The 13,788-nt window shown below is 71.0% G+C and carries 18 protein-coding genes and 1 tRNA gene; 16 read left to right on the forward strand and 3 right to left on the reverse strand.

Annotated elements, in window-relative coordinates:
- The first annotated feature begins 9 nt into the window (after positions 1 to 9).
- On the forward strand, positions 10 to 333 hold the full coding sequence (locus ACIQWG_RS39320; RefSeq protein WP_404105463.1) for a hypothetical protein: 324 nt from the start codon (positions 10 to 12) through the stop codon (positions 331 to 333).
- Between the two features lie 46 nt (positions 334 to 379).
- Positions 380 to 505, forward strand: a complete 126-nt coding sequence (locus tag ACIQWG_RS39325; protein WP_404105465.1) for a hypothetical protein — start codon at positions 380 to 382, stop codon at positions 503 to 505.
- Between the two features lie 30 nt (positions 506 to 535).
- Here ACIQWG_RS39325 and ACIQWG_RS39330 read toward each other — a convergent pair whose 3' ends face one another.
- Positions 536 to 2,173 (reverse strand): helicase HerA-like domain-containing protein, encoded by a 1,638-nt coding sequence (locus ACIQWG_RS39330; protein WP_404105468.1) that lies wholly within the window; start codon positions 2,171 to 2,173, stop codon positions 536 to 538.
- A gap of 269 nt (positions 2,174 to 2,442) precedes the next feature.
- Between ACIQWG_RS39330 and ACIQWG_RS39335 the strand changes: the two genes are divergently transcribed.
- Both ACIQWG_RS39335 and ACIQWG_RS39340 read left to right on the forward strand, forming a co-directional pair.
- On the forward strand, positions 2,443 to 2,739 hold the full coding sequence (locus ACIQWG_RS39335; protein ID WP_003999914.1) for a type II toxin-antitoxin system VapB family antitoxin: 297 nt from the start codon (positions 2,443 to 2,445) through the stop codon (positions 2,737 to 2,739).
- A gap of 110 nt (positions 2,740 to 2,849) precedes the next feature.
- Positions 2,850 to 3,488: a LytR C-terminal domain-containing protein gene (locus ACIQWG_RS39340; RefSeq protein ID WP_404105471.1), complete on the forward strand. Its 639-nt coding sequence runs from the start codon at positions 2,850 to 2,852 to the stop codon at positions 3,486 to 3,488.
- Between the two features lie 94 nt (positions 3,489 to 3,582).
- Here ACIQWG_RS39340 and upp read toward each other — a convergent pair whose 3' ends face one another.
- Entirely contained in the window at positions 3,583 to 4,218 is a 636-nt protein-coding gene (upp, locus tag ACIQWG_RS39345; RefSeq protein WP_404105474.1) for a uracil phosphoribosyltransferase, read from the reverse strand.
- Between the two features lie 137 nt (positions 4,219 to 4,355).
- On the opposite strand from upp, the gene ACIQWG_RS39350 reads away from it, so the two are divergent.
- The 10 genes from ACIQWG_RS39350 (at position 4,356) to ACIQWG_RS39395 (ending at position 10,114) form a co-directional block, all read left to right on the forward strand.
- On the forward strand, positions 4,356 to 4,550 hold the full coding sequence (locus ACIQWG_RS39350; protein WP_404105478.1) for a hypothetical protein: 195 nt from the start codon (positions 4,356 to 4,358) through the stop codon (positions 4,548 to 4,550).
- Between the two features lie 314 nt (positions 4,551 to 4,864).
- Positions 4,865 to 5,395: a hypothetical protein gene (locus ACIQWG_RS39355; protein WP_404105514.1), complete on the forward strand. Its 531-nt coding sequence runs from the start codon at positions 4,865 to 4,867 to the stop codon at positions 5,393 to 5,395.
- A 65-nt stretch (positions 5,396 to 5,460) separates the two neighbouring features.
- Positions 5,461 to 5,892: a tRNA adenosine(34) deaminase TadA gene (tadA, locus tag ACIQWG_RS39360; RefSeq protein WP_404105517.1), complete on the forward strand. Its 432-nt coding sequence runs from the start codon at positions 5,461 to 5,463 to the stop codon at positions 5,890 to 5,892.
- Between the two features lie 55 nt (positions 5,893 to 5,947).
- Positions 5,948 to 6,035 (forward strand) — tRNA-Ser (locus ACIQWG_RS39365).
- Positions 6,036 to 6,201: 166 nt separating this feature from the next.
- Positions 6,202 to 6,381 carry a hypothetical protein gene (locus ACIQWG_RS39370; RefSeq protein WP_404105481.1) on the forward strand — a complete coding sequence of 60 codons (180 nt, stop codon included), beginning with the start codon at positions 6,202 to 6,204 and terminating at the stop codon, positions 6,379 to 6,381.
- Between the two features lies 1 nt (position 6,382).
- On the forward strand, positions 6,383 to 6,799 hold the full coding sequence (locus tag ACIQWG_RS39375; protein ID WP_404105484.1) for a cytidine deaminase family protein: 417 nt from the start codon (positions 6,383 to 6,385) through the stop codon (positions 6,797 to 6,799).
- Positions 6,796 to 7,089 (forward strand): Dabb family protein, encoded by a 294-nt coding sequence (locus tag ACIQWG_RS39380; RefSeq protein ID WP_404105487.1) that lies wholly within the window; start codon positions 6,796 to 6,798, stop codon positions 7,087 to 7,089. The genes ACIQWG_RS39375 and ACIQWG_RS39380 overlap by 4 nt, the downstream gene beginning before the upstream one ends.
- A 157-nt stretch (positions 7,090 to 7,246) precedes the next feature.
- Complete coding sequence (locus ACIQWG_RS39385) at positions 7,247 to 8,101, forward strand: RNA polymerase sigma factor SigF (RefSeq protein ID WP_404105490.1); 855 nt, start codon at positions 7,247 to 7,249, stop codon at positions 8,099 to 8,101.
- A 268-nt stretch (positions 8,102 to 8,369) separates the two neighbouring features.
- Positions 8,370 to 9,281, forward strand: a complete 912-nt coding sequence (locus ACIQWG_RS39390) for an RNA polymerase sigma factor SigF (protein WP_404105493.1) — start codon at positions 8,370 to 8,372, stop codon at positions 9,279 to 9,281.
- Between the two features lie 56 nt (positions 9,282 to 9,337).
- Positions 9,338 to 10,114, forward strand: a complete 777-nt coding sequence (locus ACIQWG_RS39395; protein WP_404105496.1) for a hypothetical protein — start codon at positions 9,338 to 9,340, stop codon at positions 10,112 to 10,114.
- Positions 10,115 to 10,155: 41 nt separating this feature from the next.
- Here ACIQWG_RS39395 and ACIQWG_RS39400 read toward each other — a convergent pair whose 3' ends face one another.
- Positions 10,156 to 10,350 carry a hypothetical protein gene (locus ACIQWG_RS39400; protein ID WP_404105499.1) on the reverse strand — a complete coding sequence of 65 codons (195 nt, stop codon included), beginning with the start codon at positions 10,348 to 10,350 and terminating at the stop codon, positions 10,156 to 10,158.
- 206 nt (positions 10,351 to 10,556) lie between these two features.
- On the opposite strand from ACIQWG_RS39400, the gene ACIQWG_RS39405 reads away from it, so the two are divergent.
- Positions 10,557 to 11,006 carry a MarR family winged helix-turn-helix transcriptional regulator gene (locus ACIQWG_RS39405; protein WP_404105502.1) on the forward strand — a complete coding sequence of 150 codons (450 nt, stop codon included), beginning with the start codon at positions 10,557 to 10,559 and terminating at the stop codon, positions 11,004 to 11,006.
- A gap of 13 nt (positions 11,007 to 11,019) precedes the next feature.
- Positions 11,020 to 13,512: an MFS transporter gene (locus tag ACIQWG_RS39410; RefSeq protein ID WP_404105505.1), complete on the forward strand. Its 2,493-nt coding sequence runs from the start codon at positions 11,020 to 11,022 to the stop codon at positions 13,510 to 13,512.
- The last annotated feature ends 276 nt before the right edge of the window (positions 13,513 to 13,788 follow it).

Here is a 13,788-nt window from a genome sequence, read left to right on the forward strand (position 1 = left end):
TGACCTTCCGTGAGTACCGCACGATGCCGCTCGCGCAGCCGCGCCTGGCTGCGGGTCCTCGTGCTGCTGCTCGCCCTGCTGGTGCCCGGCGCACACGCCCACGCGCACGCCCTGCCGACGGTCGTCGGCGCCTCCGCCGAGGTCGCCGAGCACGACGCCCTCGACACGGCCCTGCGGCCCCCGGCCCGCGCCGAACGGCGGCACGCCGTACGCACCCGCCCGGCCCCGGCGCCGAGTCCGGTGCCCGGTGCCGCACCGGCCCCGCGGCTCACCGCGCCGCCCCGGCCGCCGTACGTCCCGCACCTGTCGCACACCGTGGTCCTGCGCTGCTGACAGACCCCGCCACGAGGTCCGTCAGTACGACACGAGGAGCACAGTCATGCCCACCGACCACTACGCGGTCCTGCGCGCCCTGCTGCGCGCCGAGGCCACCCGCAACACGCCGAAACCGCAGGTGAAGAAGGACAAGCCGCAGCTTCCCCCGAAGGTCCGGGAGCGCGGCTGACGGTCGCGGCGGAGGCGGGCTCTCTCCGGGTCACCGCCTCCGCCGCGCCGTGCCGAAGAGCGACCGGGTGATCTCCCGCCCGATCTGCGTACCCACCGACCGAGCCAGGGACTTGAACATGCCGCTCCCGACGACCTGCTCGACGACGGAGGAGTCGTCCTCGCGCCGGGCGCGCCGCTCCCCCGTCCCCGCCCGCTCCCCGGCCTCCGCCGCCGCACACATCTCGTCCGGACCCTTGCCTGCGCGCGACGCCTGGAGCCGCTCGTACGCCGACTCCCTGTCCACAGCCTGTGCATACCGCCCGTACAACGCCGATGACGTGACCGCCCGCTCCAGCGCACCCGATTCGACCGGCCCCATCAGCGACTCGGGCGCCCGCAGCCGGGTCGCGGCGACCGGCGTCGGCGCTCCCCGCTCGCTCAGGACCGTCACGACCGCCTCGCCGGTACCCAGGCCGGTGAGGAGTTCCTCCAGGTCGTACGGCGAATCGGGGAACGTCTTCACCGTGGCCCCGAGCGCCTTCTGATCGTCCGGTGTGAAGGCCCGCAACGCGTGCTGGACCCGGTTGCCGAGCTGGCCGAGCACCTCGGCCGGTACGTCCTTCGGCGTCTGCGTCACGAAGAAGACGCCGACCCCTTTCGAGCGAATCAGCCGCACGGTCCGGGTGATCGAGTCCAGGAACGCCTTCGACGCGTCGTCGAACAGCAGATGCGCCTCGTCGAGGAAGAACACCAGCTTCGGCCGCTCGACGTCCCCGACCTCCGGCAGATCGTGGAAGAGGTCGGCGAGCAGCCACATCATGAACGTCGAAAAAAGCCGCGGTCGGTCCTGTACGGCGGACAGTTCGAGGACCGACACGACACCTCGCCCGTCCCGCGCCGTCCGCAGGAACTCGTTCGTGTCGAACTCCGGCTCCCCGAAGAAGTCCGCCATGCCCTCCGCCTCGAAGGCGGTGAGGGAGCGCAGGATCACCCCGGCCGTGGCGGTGGAGAGCCCGCCGATGTTCCGCAGCTCCCCCTTGCCCTCGTCGGAGGTCAGGAAGGCGACGACCGCCCTGAGGTCCTTGAGGTCGACCAGTTCCAGGCCCTTGGTGTCGGCGTAGTGGAAGATCAGGCCGAGGGACTGCTCCTGGGTCTGGTTCAGCTGGAGGACCTTGGACAGCAGCACCGGGCCGAAACTGGTGATCGTCGCCCGGACCGGGATGCCCCGGCCGATGCCGCCCAGCGCGTAGAACTCGGCGGGGAAGCCGGCCGCCGTCCACTGCTGGTGCACCTCGGCGGCCCGGGAGCGCACCTTGTCGTCGGGCTGCCCCGGCGCCGAGATCCCGGTCAGATCGCCCTTGACGTCCGCCAGGAACACCGGCACGCCCTGCGCCGACAGCTGCTCGGCGATCAGCTGGAGCGTCTTGGTCTTGCCGGTACCGGTGGCGCCCGCGACCAGGCCGTGCCGGTTGAGCATCGGCAGCGGCACGCGGATCTGCGCGTCCGGCAGACACCGCCCGTCCCAGATCAGGGCGCCCAGATCGAGGGCGGGGCCGGCGAAGGCGTATCCGGCGGCGATCTCCAGGGCCTCCTGCGGCAGCGCGGGGGCACCGCCGCGTCCCTCGGGCGCCGGAGCCGACGGCACGGTCCCGGACCCGGCGCCGGGCGTGGTCTTGCGGTCGCTCATCTCAGGCCTCCGCGCACTCGTGCTCCGGCGCTCGCGGTCCGGCTCGGCTCACCCGACCGGCCCAGGGAACCGAACCGGCTGACGATCGGCACCGTGTTCGACTCGACCCGGGCCACCAGCTCGGCTTCCGGTCGGGGCCGTTCCGGCTTCCGATCCGGCCGCCATTTCCGCGACGATCGCCGTTTCATCCCGGTTTGCCACGTCTTTTCCAGCGTCGCACTCCGCTGCCATGGCTGCGCCCGGAAGGTCTTGACCGGTAGGCTTTCCGTGTGATCTTCAAGCGCATCGGAAACGGCCGGCCGTACCCCGACCACGGCCGGGAAAGCACCCGGCAGTGGGCGGACGTCGCGCCGCGCCCGGTCCGCCTCGATCAGCTCGTGACGACCAAGGGCCAGCTCGATCTGGAAACCCTGCTCGCCGAGGACTCGACGTTCTACGGCGACCTCTTCGCGCATGTCGTGAAGTGGCAGGGCGACCTGTATCTGGAGGACGGCCTGCACCGCGCGGTCCGCGCGGCGCTCCAGCAGCGCCAGGTGCTGCACGCGAGAGTCCTGGAACTGGACTGACCCCGGCCTGACACGGCCGGCCGTCCCCCGTTGCCCCTTTCGGGTTGGTCCGAGCGGCCTCGAATGATCATCTAGTAGGCATTGCCGCTCGGGCGGACTACGCTGCGCCCATGAGCATGCTGACTCCCCAGGGCATGGGCGGCCAGTACCGCATCAAGGGGAACAAATACCCACGGATGCGGCGGCGTCGGCGACACGGCAGGCTCGCCGTCCTCGCCGCCGCCTCCGTCGCCGCGCTCGGGATGGTCGGCTGGGGCACGCTCCAGCTCATCGACGTCTTCACGGGCGGCGGAGGGAAGGCTTCCGCGGCCGGCCCCAAGTCCGGCTGCGGAATCGGCGCGACCCCTTCCCCCACGGCGACCGCGCCCCTGCCCAAGCCCGCCGGCATCACGGTCAACGTCTTCAACGCGACGACACGCAGCGGACTTGCCAAGAAGACCGCGGACGAGCTGAAGAAACGCGGCTTCAAGATCGGCGACGTGGGCAACGCGACCAAGACGTACGACAAGAAGGTCAAGGGCGCCGGGATACTGCTCGGCCCCGCCTCGTCCCTGAACACCTCGCTGCCGGTGCTGGCGACCCAGCTCACCGCGGCCGAGCGCCGCACCGACACCCGCAAGGGCGCGACGGTCGACCTGATCATCGGCGACGCCTTCAAGGACCTCAAGAAGAAGCCGGACGCCGACAAGGCCCTGACCGCCCTGGCCCACCCGAAGCCGACGTCCACGTCGTCGAAGAAGGGATGCTGAACGCCCTCAGGGGCGCGGGCAACCGCACGAGCGGCCACGCCGCACGGCCGGCCGCGACCGACCCGCACCCCTACGGCGAACAGGCGGCCATGCCCTACTCGGCGGCTCCGTAAAGACGATCCCCGGCGTCGCCCAGCCCCGGCACGATGTACCCGTGCTCGTTCAGGTGGTCGTCCACGGCCGCCGTCACCACCGTCACCGGCGTCCCCGCCAGCTCCCGCTCCATCAGCTCCACACCCTCGGGCGCGGCGAGCAGCACCACCGCGGTCACGTCGTCGGCACCGCGCTTGATGAGCTCCTGGATCGCCGCGACCAGCGTCCCGCCGGTGGCCAGCATCGGGTCCAGGACGTACACCTGACGGCCGGAGAGGTCCTCCGGCATCCGCGTGGCGTACGTGGATGCCTGGAGGGTCGACTCGTCGCGCACCATGCCCATGAAACCCACCTCGGCGGTCGGCAGCAGCCGGACCATGCCGTCGAGCATGCCGAGGCCGGCGCGCAGGATCGGCACGACCAGGGGGCGCGGGTGGGAGAGCTTGACGCCGGTGGTCCGGGTGACCGGGGTCGTGATGTCGACCGCTTCGGTGCGCACGTCCCGCGTGGCCTCGTAGGCGAGCAGGGTGACCAGTTCGTCGGCGAGCCGGCGGAAGGTCGCGGAGTCGGTGCGCTGGTCGCGCAGCGTGGTGAGCTTGTGGGCGACCAGGGGGTGGTCGACGACGTGGAGACGCATGTCCACAACAGTAACCGGGCCGGGTATGCCCGGCGTCCCCACGCGCAGCAAGCCCGCGGCCTGCCGTTCACCCGTGCGCTGGCATCAAACCGCCCATCGGAGGGAAAGTGGGAGGGACGTACCGGGGGTGGTGAACCATGCCGAATCCTGAGTCGTCGGCGGATCCCGCGCAGGACTCGCGGGAGGAGACCGACGCCGCGCGCCGCCGACGCCGGGCGCAGTTCCTGCGGGAGCTCGCCGAGGCCCGCGAACTGCGCGACCGCGTCCAGCCGCGCCGCGCCAAGGCGGCCCGCCTTCGCCACGCCATGCGGATGCGAACGTTCCGCTGGTAGGGCGAGGCGGCGGGGAAGATCCGCGCCCATGGGGGACGTTGGAGCGGTGAGCGTGCGTGGACAGTGGGAAAGCCGCGTACGATCCCGACGTGGCGGCAACGAGTCTGCTGGTGAGTCCTTCACGGACGTGCTCGCGGAACCCCTCGGGCCAACGCGATCAAAACTGCCGGACACAGGGAGCCGAAGACGTCCCCTGAACGCCTTGTTTCTGCCACGATTCCGAGTGGGTGGGCTCGGAGCACAGCTCTCCCCGCCCCCAACCTCCGCCGGGGGGACCCCCAACCGGCACGCCTATGACCAGTGGGAGAGTCACGGTGTACTTCGCCGCACTGCTCGCGCGCACCGAAGACGGGTGGGAAGCGAGCGACACAGAGATCGACGATGTGGAGACCCTGTCGGACCTGGCCGACCTGGCCCGTGAGGCCTCGCCGGAGGACGACACGGTGCTCGTGCTCATCGAGCAGGAGGACGCCTGGTTCGGAGTCGTCCGGATCGACGGCGAGGACGACCCTCGTATCTATGTCTCGGACGCCGCCGCAGCCGCCCGCAGCAGCTACGGCGAGATCCTCCTCACCGACGAACTGCTCGGCAGGGAACCCGACGACGACGCCGATCTGGACGCCCTGGACCTCGACGGCACCGAGGAGCCGGACGGCGACTCGGATGACGATGACGAGGAGGGCGGCGCCGCGGACGCGGTTCCGCACAGCCCCGTCGGCGACACCGGGATCCTGGACGACCTCGGCGTCGGCGAGAAGGAGCTGAAGGCCCTGGACGCCGAGGACGCGCTGAGCGCGATCGCCGAGGCGCTCGGTGCCTCGGAGGTGCTGGAGACCGTCCGCTGACCTCGTCCGACCAGGGGCCGGCGCCCGAGGTGCCGGACCCCGTACGTGACCGCTGGCGGGCCGCGATGCGGCTCGCCCTGGACGAGGCCCGGCTGGCCGTCCGGGGTGGGGACGTCCCCGTCGGCGCGGTGGTCCTGTCCTCCGACCACACGACCGTGCTCGGCGTCGGCCACAACGAGCGCGAGGCGACCGGCGATCCGACCGCGCACGCCGAAGTCCTCGCGATCCGGCGGGCGGCCGAGGCCGTCGGCGAGTGGCGGCTGTCCGGCTGCACGCTCGTCGTGACGCTGGAGCCCTGCACGATGTGTGCCGGGGCGCTCGTGCAGTCCCGGGTGGACCGGGTCGTCTACGGCGCCCGGGACGACAAGGCCGGCGCGGCGGGCTCCCTCTGGGACGTCGTACGCGACCGGCGGCTCAACCACCGCCCCGAGGTCGTCGAGGGCGTCCTCGCCGAGGAGTGCGCGCGCCTGCTCACGGACTTCTTCCGGGATCGCTGACCGGCCGCGCATACCGATTTCTGAGCAGGGCCCGCCGTGCTGTAAGGTCTCCCTCGGTAGCGTGTCCGAGCGGCCGAAGGAGCTCGCCTCGAAAGCGAGTGTGGCGTAACCCGTCACCGAGGGTTCAAATCCCTCCGCTACCGCTGAAGAGGGGCCCCGTCCTAGGACGGGGCCCTTCGTGCTGTTGATCTCCCGTCGGCCGCGAAGGTTACACTCACCGCCGGTAACACGGGGCCCCTTCGGCTCTTTCGACTCATTCGGCTCGGCAGTCATGGCAGTCACAGCACAGCAGCCACAGGGGAGGCCGCGATGGCGGTGAATTCCAAGAAGATCGCCGTCTACGTGCTCGCGGTCTTCGCGCTCTACGTGATCATCACGGACCCGGCCAAGGCGGCGGACTACGTCCAGGTGGGGTTCGAGGGCATCTCGGACGCCGCGAAGGCCATCGGCGACTTCATGACATGGCTCGCCAACGGAGGCGAGAGCTGACGTGGCCTCGCCCGTCGACCACGAACTCGTCCAGGCGGCGACCGAGATCGCCCGTACCCGCTGCCGGGGCGAGCACCACACCATGGCGGCCGCGGCCCGCGCCCGGGACGGCCGCATCGTCACCGCGGTGAACGTCTACCACTTCACCGGCGGCCCCTGCGCCGAGCTGGTGGTCATCGGCGCGGCGGCCGCGCAGGGCGCCTACGAGCTGGACACGATCGTCGCCGTGGGCGACCGCGACCGGGGGGTCGTCCCGCCGTGCGGCCGGTGCCGGCAGGTCCTGCTCGACCACTTCCCCGGGATCGGCGTCATCGTCGGTGCGCACGACGGCGTCCGTACCGTCCCCGTCGCCGACCTGCTGCCCGAAAGCTATGTCTGGGCCGACCACCAGCCCTCGCCATCACAGGAGCACTCATGATCCGCCACCTCGTCCTCTTCAGGCTCAACGAGGGCGTCGAGCGCGACGACCCGCGCGTCGTGGAGGGCGAGGCGGCCTTCCGCGCGCTGGAGGGCACGATCCCCGAGATCCGGCACTGGGAACTCGGCTGGAACCTCAGCGACCGCCCCATCGCCTACGACTTCGCCATCAACTCCGCCTTCGAGGACGCCGCCGCTCTGCGCGCGTACGTGGAGCACCCCGAGCACCAGGCGGGCGTCGCCCTGTGGCGGGAGTTCGCCACCTGGGTGATCGCCGACTACGAATTCTGAGCAGCGCGGCACCCCGATCCCCGTGAAGCCCTCCGCCGGAACGGCGGGGGGCTTTCGCGTGTCTAACGCGGCCTTCGGTCCCCAACACGGGATTATGCGGTACTTGAACACAATGAACTGTCTTGTGATGCTATGACCGCTTTTGACGGATGAGTTGATGGATCACGAGGTGGAGTTGACCGTGCCGGCCAGTACTGCGCCTCAAGCCCCGACCCAGGAGGACCCTCCCGCGTCCCCGCCGCCCCGCAGCCGCGGTGCCGACACCCGGGCGCTGACCCAGGTGCTCTTCGGGGAGCTCAAGGATTTGAAGCCGGGTACGCCGGAGCACAACCGCGTGCGCGGAGCGCTCATCGAGGCGAACCTCCCGCTCGTGCGCTACGCGGCCGCCCGGTTCCGCTCCCGCAACGAGCCGATGGAGGACGTGATCCAGGTCGGCACGATCGGGCTCATCAACGCCATCGACCGCTTCGACCCGGACCGGGGCGTGCAGTTCCCGACCTTCGCGATGCCGACGGTCGTGGGCGAGATCAAGCGGTACTTCCGGGACAACGTCCGCACGGTCCACGTACCGCGCCGGCTGCACGAGCTGTGGGTCCAGGTCAACAGCGCGAGCGAGGACCTCACCACCGCCTTCGGACGGACCCCGACCACCGCCGAGATCGCCGAGCGGCTGCGCATCACCGAGGACGAGGTGCTCTCCTGCATCGAGGCCGGGCGGTCGTACCACGCCACCTCGCTGGAGGCCGCCCAGGAGGGCGACGGACTGCCCGGACTGCTGGACCGGCTCGGCTACGAGGATCCGGCCCTGGACGGCGTGGAGCACCGGGACCTGGTCCGGCATCTGCTGGTGCAACTCCCCGAGCGCGAGCAGAGAATCCTGCTCCTGCGCTACTACAGCAACCTCACCCAATCGCAAATCAGTGCGGAACTCGGGGTATCCCAGATGCACGTTTCGAGGCTACTCGCGCGTAGCTTCCAACGGTTGCGTTCGGCGAACCGGATCGACGCGTAACCGCATACACGAACGACTGATCACCGTCGCGAGCGAATCGCTCACCAGGGCGGATCCCGACAGTTCTGACCCGAAATACCGTCAGACCCCCTTTATCCAGGGCGGATTCAAGTCTCACATGTCGACATGTCACTACAGCGTGTTGCCGACATGTGACATTCTTCGGGAAGCGCGTTTGCCGTGGCTCCGGCTCCGGTATTCAGGTGAAGGCTGGCGTTCCTCGTACGGAGCGTTCGCCACGACCGTCCCGCGACCCAAAGGGGGTGGCATGTCCGTAGACCAGGGCAGCTCGAAGGTGCTCACGCTCACAAAGAGCGAGTCCGCGCCCGACGCCGTTCTCGACGACGTCACGGCTCTGGAGGCCGTCCCGGCCCCGGCCCTCCCGGCAGCCGATGTCCCGGCCGTACCGGCTTCGGGCGACATCGACACCCGCACCCTGTCCCGCTCCCTGTTCCTGCGGCTCGCCGCACTGGACGAGAACAGCCCCGAGCGTGCCTACGTCCGGGACACCCTGATCGAGCTCAACCTCCCGCTCGTGCGCTATGCGGCCGCCCGGTTCCGCTCTCGCAACGAGCCGATGGAGGACATCGTCCAGGTCGGCACCATCGGCCTGATCAAGGCGATCGACCGCTTCGACTGCGAGCGGGGCGTCGAGTTCCCGACCTTCGCGATGCCGACGGTGGTCGGCGAGATCAAGCGGTTCTTCCGCGACACCTCGTGGTCGGTGCGGGTGCCGCGCCGGCTCCAGGAGCTGCGCCTGGCCCTCACCAAGGCCAGCGACGAGCTCTCCCAGAAGCTCGACCGCTCCCCGACGGTCACCGAACTCGCCACCGTGCTCGGCGTGTCCGAGGAGGACGTCGTCGACGGCCTCGCGGTCGGTAACGCCTACACGGCCTCCTCGCTGGACTCCCCGGCCCCGGAGGACGACGGCGGCGAGGGCTCCCTGGCGGACCGGCTCGGCTACGAGGACACCGCCCTGGAGGGCGTGGAGTACCGCGAGTCCCTCAAGCCCCTGCTGGCCAAACTGCCGCCCCGCGAGCGGCGGATCATCATGCTGCGCTTCTTCGCCAACATGACCCAGTCGCAGATCGGCGAGGAGGTCGGCATCTCCCAGATGCATGTCTCCCGGCTGCTGACCCGGACGCTGGCGCAACTGCGCGAGGGCCTCATCTCCGACTGACCGCTCATCCCCGCACGACCCTTCATATTTGACGGACCGTCAGCCACCATGGCCGGATGCTTCGCCGGATATGGACGACCTCGACACATGGCCGTCGGTGCGCCCTGGTAGGCGCGTCGGCGGCCGTCGTCTGCCTGGGCGGCACGCTGGCCGCGTGCGCGGGCGGCGGGGGCGGTGACGGGTATGTCGCCACGGGAGCGGCGGGCGGTCCGCCCCGTGTCTCCGGTACGGCCGTCGCGCCGACGGACGGCGTGACGCTGGTGCCGCTCGACGGACCGGAGAGCGACAGCGGCGACGGCGGCCGTGGTGGGGGTAATGGGGGTGCCGGGGGCGGCAGTTCCCCCGGGCGGGACGGGAGTCAGGCACCGGCACCCGCTCCGGGAACGGAAGCCGAAGGGACGAAGAGCCCTTCCCGCACGCCGAGCGGAAATTCCGCCCCCGTGGACTCGCCGGCCGACTCCCCGTCCGGGCCGGGCAGTTCACCGGCACCCTCGGCGCCCGCGACCACCCCCGCACCCGCGCCCGCGCCCGCGAAGCTCGCCGTGGGCGACCCCGAACGGGAGCCCACGGACCAGCGCTGGTGCGAGAAGGTGACGCTCGGCCTGCACAACTCGGGCGGCACGCCCGTGCGTTCGGGCACCGTGACCTTCGGCACCCACATCATCGGCGCGCTCGGCATCGACTGGGCGACGATCGAGTCGACGCGCGAACTCCCGGCGCCGATCGAAGCCGGGGCGCGCGAGAAGAAGACCTGGACGGTGTGCGTCGACGCCTGGCGCGTGCCGCTCGGCATGCACATCGAGACGCGGGACGTCGAGGTCCGGTGGGAGTGAAGCGCCGGCGGGACGACCGGTGGGAGTGAGGCGGCCGACGCCTACTTGAGCGCCAGCCAGGCCACCGCGGCCACGATCGCCACGGCGACGATCACGCCGACGATCAGACCGACGCGCGGACCGGACGAGGCGGCCTGCTGCGGACCGGCCTGCGGGCCCTCGTCGACGAAGGCACGGAACATCTGGGTGCTGCCTGCGGGGTCGTGGTTGCCCTGGGGGCCCTGGGTGTTAGCCATGGCCTGAGACCCTAGCGAATCAGCCCGTCCGGCCCAAGTGCGGGCTCGGGGCCTGCACACGAGGTCACAGGACCCGCCCCACCTGCACATTTACGGCCGCAATACTTGCCTTTGCCAAGTTTTTGCGGCGCGGCCCGCCCTGTTGTTTGCCTGTAGCAACCAATCGCTTCTATGGTTGCCCTAAGCAACAAAGAGCAGGAGGTGTGATGGCCGAGCAGGCGCAGTACGAGGAGCTGGTCCGCCAGTTCAGCGCCTTCGGCGCCGTGAAACGGGAGATGGGACGGACACTGCCGTCCGACTGCCCCGCCGGTTCCGCCGCCGTACTGACGTTGCTGGCCCGCCACGGGGAGATGCGCATGAGCAAGCTCGCCGAGCTGCTCGCCGTGGACATGTCGGTCACCAGCCGCCATGTCGCCCACGTCGCCGAGCGCGGCTGGATCGAGCGCTCCCCCGATCCGGCGGACAAGCGAAGCCGCATCCTCCGCATCACCCCGGCCGGCGAGGACCGTGTCCGGGAGATGTCCCTGCGGACCACACAGCTGCTGGCCGAGCGGCTGAGCGACTGGACCGACGACGAGGTCGAGGCGCTCACCCGGCTCATGGCCCGGCTGAGAGCCAGCTTCGACGACTGCCGTACACCCGCGATCACCCAGTAGGAAAAGGAACTTCATGGCAACGACCACACCAGCCGGTGTGCGGGCCCACGCCAAGCACGGGAGCGGAGCCGGGGACGGCACTCCCATGAACCACCGGCAGATCATGGAAGCGCTGACCGGGCTGCTGCTCGGCATGTTCGTCGCGATCCTGTCGTCGACGATCGTCTCCAACGCCCTGCCCGACATCATCAAGGACCTCGGCGGCGGCCAGAGCGCCTACACCTGGGTGGTCACCGCGTCGCTGCTGGCGATGACCGCGTCCACCCCGCTGTGGGGCAAGCTCGCCGACCTCTTCTCCAAGAAGCTGCTCATACAGCTGGCCCTGGTGGTCTTCGTCCTGGGTTCGGCGGCGGCCGGTCTGTCGCAGAACCCGGCGATGCTGATCACCTTCCGTGCCGTGCAGGGCATCGGCATGGGCGGTCTGTCGTCGCTGGCCCAGATCATCCTGGCCGCGATGATCTCCCCGCGTGAGCGCGGCCGGTACAACGGCTACCTCGGCGCCACCTTCGCCACCGCGATGGTCGGCGGCCCGCTGATCGGCGGTGTCATCACCGACACCGACTGGCTCGGCTGGCGCTGGTGCTTCTACGTCGGCGTGCCCTTCGCCGTGATCGCCCTGATCGTGCTCCAGCGCACCCTGCACCTGCCGGTCGTCCGGCGGAAGGTCAAGGTCGACTGGGCCGGCGCCTTCTTCATCACCGCCGCGGTCTGCCTGCTGCTGATCTGGGTCACCTTCGCCGGTGACAAGTACGACTGGCTGTCCTGGCAGACCGGCGCGATGACCGGCGGCGCGCTCGCCCTGCTGCTGATCTTCGTCTTCGTCGAGACCAAGGCGAGCGAGCCGATCGTGCCGCTGCGCCTGTTCCGCAACCGCACCATCACGCTCGCCTCGCTGGCCTCGCTGTTCGTCGGCATCGCGATGTTCTCGGGCACGATCTTCTTCAGCCAGTACTTCCAGCTGGCCCGCAACGAGTCGCCGACCATGTCCGGCGTGCTGACCATCCCGATGATCGTCGGCCTGTTCGTCTCGTCGACGGTCTCCGGCCAGGTCATCACCCGCACCGGCCGCTGGAAGGCGTGGCTGATCGCCGGCGGTGTGCTGGTGACGGCGGGCCTCGGGCTGCTGGGCACGATCCGCTACGACACCGAGTACTGGCATGTCGCGATCTTCATGGCCCTGCTGGGTCTCGGCGTCGGCATGATGATGCAGAACCTCGTCCTCGCCACGCAGAACCAGGTCGCTCCGTCCGACCTGGGTGCCGCGAGCTCGGTCGTGAACTTCTTCCGCTCCCTCGGCGGTGCCATGGGCGTCTCCGCGCTCGGCGCGGTGCTCAGCCACCGGATCACCCACTACGCCGAGGAGGGCCTCACCAAGCTCGGAGTGCAGGGCTCCTCCGGCCACGGTGAGATCCCCGACCTCGACGCGCTGCCCGGCCCGGTACGCACGGTCATCGAGAGCGCGTACGGCCACGGCGTCGCCGACGTCTTCCTGTACGCCGCGCCGATCGCCTTCCTCGCCCTGCTGTTCGCGCTGTTCATCAAGGAGGTCCCGCTGAAGACCAAGGGGGCCCTCGCACAGGCCGCCGAGGCCGAGACGCCGGAGCCGGCCGAAGCCGCCGCGCCCGAGCGGACCCCGAGCTGGGCCGTCGCCGCCTCCGAGACCGAGGCCGCCCCCGACGGCACCCAGCGGCTCGCCGCCGTGGCCACGGTGGCCCACCCCGAGGAGACCGGCGGCGCGTCCGGCGGTGTCCCGGTCCGCGGTTTCGTCCGCGGCGCCGAGAGCGCGCCCGTGCCGCAGGCCGCCGTCACACTGATCTCCCTGGCCGGACGGCAGCTGGGCCGGTCGGTGGCGCAGGGCGACGGCTCCTACGCGCTGGACGCGCCGGGCGCGGGATCGTACGTCCTGATCGCCTCGGCGGACGGCTTCCAGCCGCAGGCGTCCACGATCGTCGTCAACGGCGACGACCCGGTGGCGTACGACATCCTGCTCAGCGGCACCAGCGGGCTGAGCGGTGTGGTCCGTACCGCTCAGAGCGCGCTGCCGGTGAAGGACGCGATGGTGATCGTGACCGATGTGCGCGGCGACCTGCTGGCCACCGCCGCCACCGGTGAGCAGGGTGAGTTCAGCTTCGCCGAGCTGGTGCCGGGTGCCGTGACCGTCGCGGTGAACGCCGCCGGGTACCGGCCGCGCGCCCTGCCCGTCGAGATCGCCGGCACCGGGGTCACCCGTGTCGAGGTCGACCTGGAGGCCGGTGCCCAGGTCCAGGGCGTCGTACGGGCGCCGCACGGACCGCTGGCCGACGCCCGGGTCACCCTGGTCGACGCCGCGGGCAACGTCGTGGGCACGTCCACCACGGGTGCGGACGGGGCGTACGCCTTCACCGACCTGGACGGCGGCGAGTACACGGTCATCGCGACGGGCTACCCGCCGGTGGCGACCGCGCTGACGGTGACCGGCCAGGGCGCCGACGACCACGACATCGAACTCGCCCACCCCGGCGAGTAGTCGGACACCGGCCCGGGGGGGGGGGGGGGGGGGGGGGGGGGGGGGGGGGGCGCGCGCCCCCCCCCCCCCCCGCGCGCGGGGGGGGGGGGGGGGGGGGGGGGGGGGGGGGGGGGGGGGGGGGGGGCCCGGGCGGGGGGGCGGGGCCCCCCCCCCGGCCCCCCCCCCCCCGCCCCCACCCCCCCCCCCCCCGGATCTGCCCCCACACCCCACCCGCCTCCTCCCCCATAGCCCGCCCCTGCCGTACGCGGGCGCCCAACCTGACCGAGTCAGGCGACC

This window comes from Streptomyces sp. NPDC098781 (assembly GCF_044759995.1).
GTDB lineage: Bacteria > Actinomycetota > Actinomycetes > Streptomycetales > Streptomycetaceae > Streptomyces.

What these genes read in the sequence shown, in the direction of transcription:
- ACIQWG_RS39385 (WP_404105490.1), top strand. Translation starts at nt 7,247, where the DNA reads ATGGATCACGAGGTGGAGTTGACCGTGCCGGCCAGTACTGCGCCTCAA.
- ACIQWG_RS39410 (WP_404105505.1), top strand. Translation starts at nt 11,020, where the DNA reads ATGGCAACGACCACACCAGCCGGTGTGCGGGCCCACGCCAAGCACGGG.
- ACIQWG_RS39400 (WP_404105499.1), bottom strand. Translation starts at nt 10,350, where the DNA reads ATGGCTAACACCCAGGGCCCCCAGGGCAACCACGACCCCGCAGGCAGC.
- upp (WP_404105474.1), bottom strand. Translation starts at nt 4,218, where the DNA reads ATGCGTCTCCACGTCGTCGACCACCCCCTGGTCGCCCACAAGCTCACC.
- ACIQWG_RS39325 (WP_404105465.1), top strand. Translation starts at nt 380, where the DNA reads ATGCCCACCGACCACTACGCGGTCCTGCGCGCCCTGCTGCGCGCCGAG.
- ACIQWG_RS39330 (WP_404105468.1), bottom strand. Translation starts at nt 2,173, where the DNA reads ATGAGCGACCGCAAGACCACGCCCGGCGCCGGGTCCGGGACCGTGCCG.
- ACIQWG_RS39340 (WP_404105471.1), top strand. Translation starts at nt 2,850, where the DNA reads ATGAGCATGCTGACTCCCCAGGGCATGGGCGGCCAGTACCGCATCAAG.
- tadA (WP_404105517.1), top strand. Translation starts at nt 5,461, where the DNA reads ATGCGGCTCGCCCTGGACGAGGCCCGGCTGGCCGTCCGGGGTGGGGAC.
- ACIQWG_RS39380 (WP_404105487.1), top strand. Translation starts at nt 6,796, where the DNA reads ATGATCCGCCACCTCGTCCTCTTCAGGCTCAACGAGGGCGTCGAGCGC.
- ACIQWG_RS39350 (WP_404105478.1), top strand. Translation starts at nt 4,356, where the DNA reads ATGCCGAATCCTGAGTCGTCGGCGGATCCCGCGCAGGACTCGCGGGAG.
- ACIQWG_RS39405 (WP_404105502.1), top strand. Translation starts at nt 10,557, where the DNA reads ATGGCCGAGCAGGCGCAGTACGAGGAGCTGGTCCGCCAGTTCAGCGCC.
- ACIQWG_RS39390 (WP_404105493.1), top strand. Translation starts at nt 8,370, where the DNA reads ATGTCCGTAGACCAGGGCAGCTCGAAGGTGCTCACGCTCACAAAGAGC.
- ACIQWG_RS39395 (WP_404105496.1), top strand. Translation starts at nt 9,338, where the DNA reads ATGCTTCGCCGGATATGGACGACCTCGACACATGGCCGTCGGTGCGCC.
- ACIQWG_RS39370 (WP_404105481.1), top strand. Translation starts at nt 6,202, where the DNA reads ATGGCGGTGAATTCCAAGAAGATCGCCGTCTACGTGCTCGCGGTCTTC.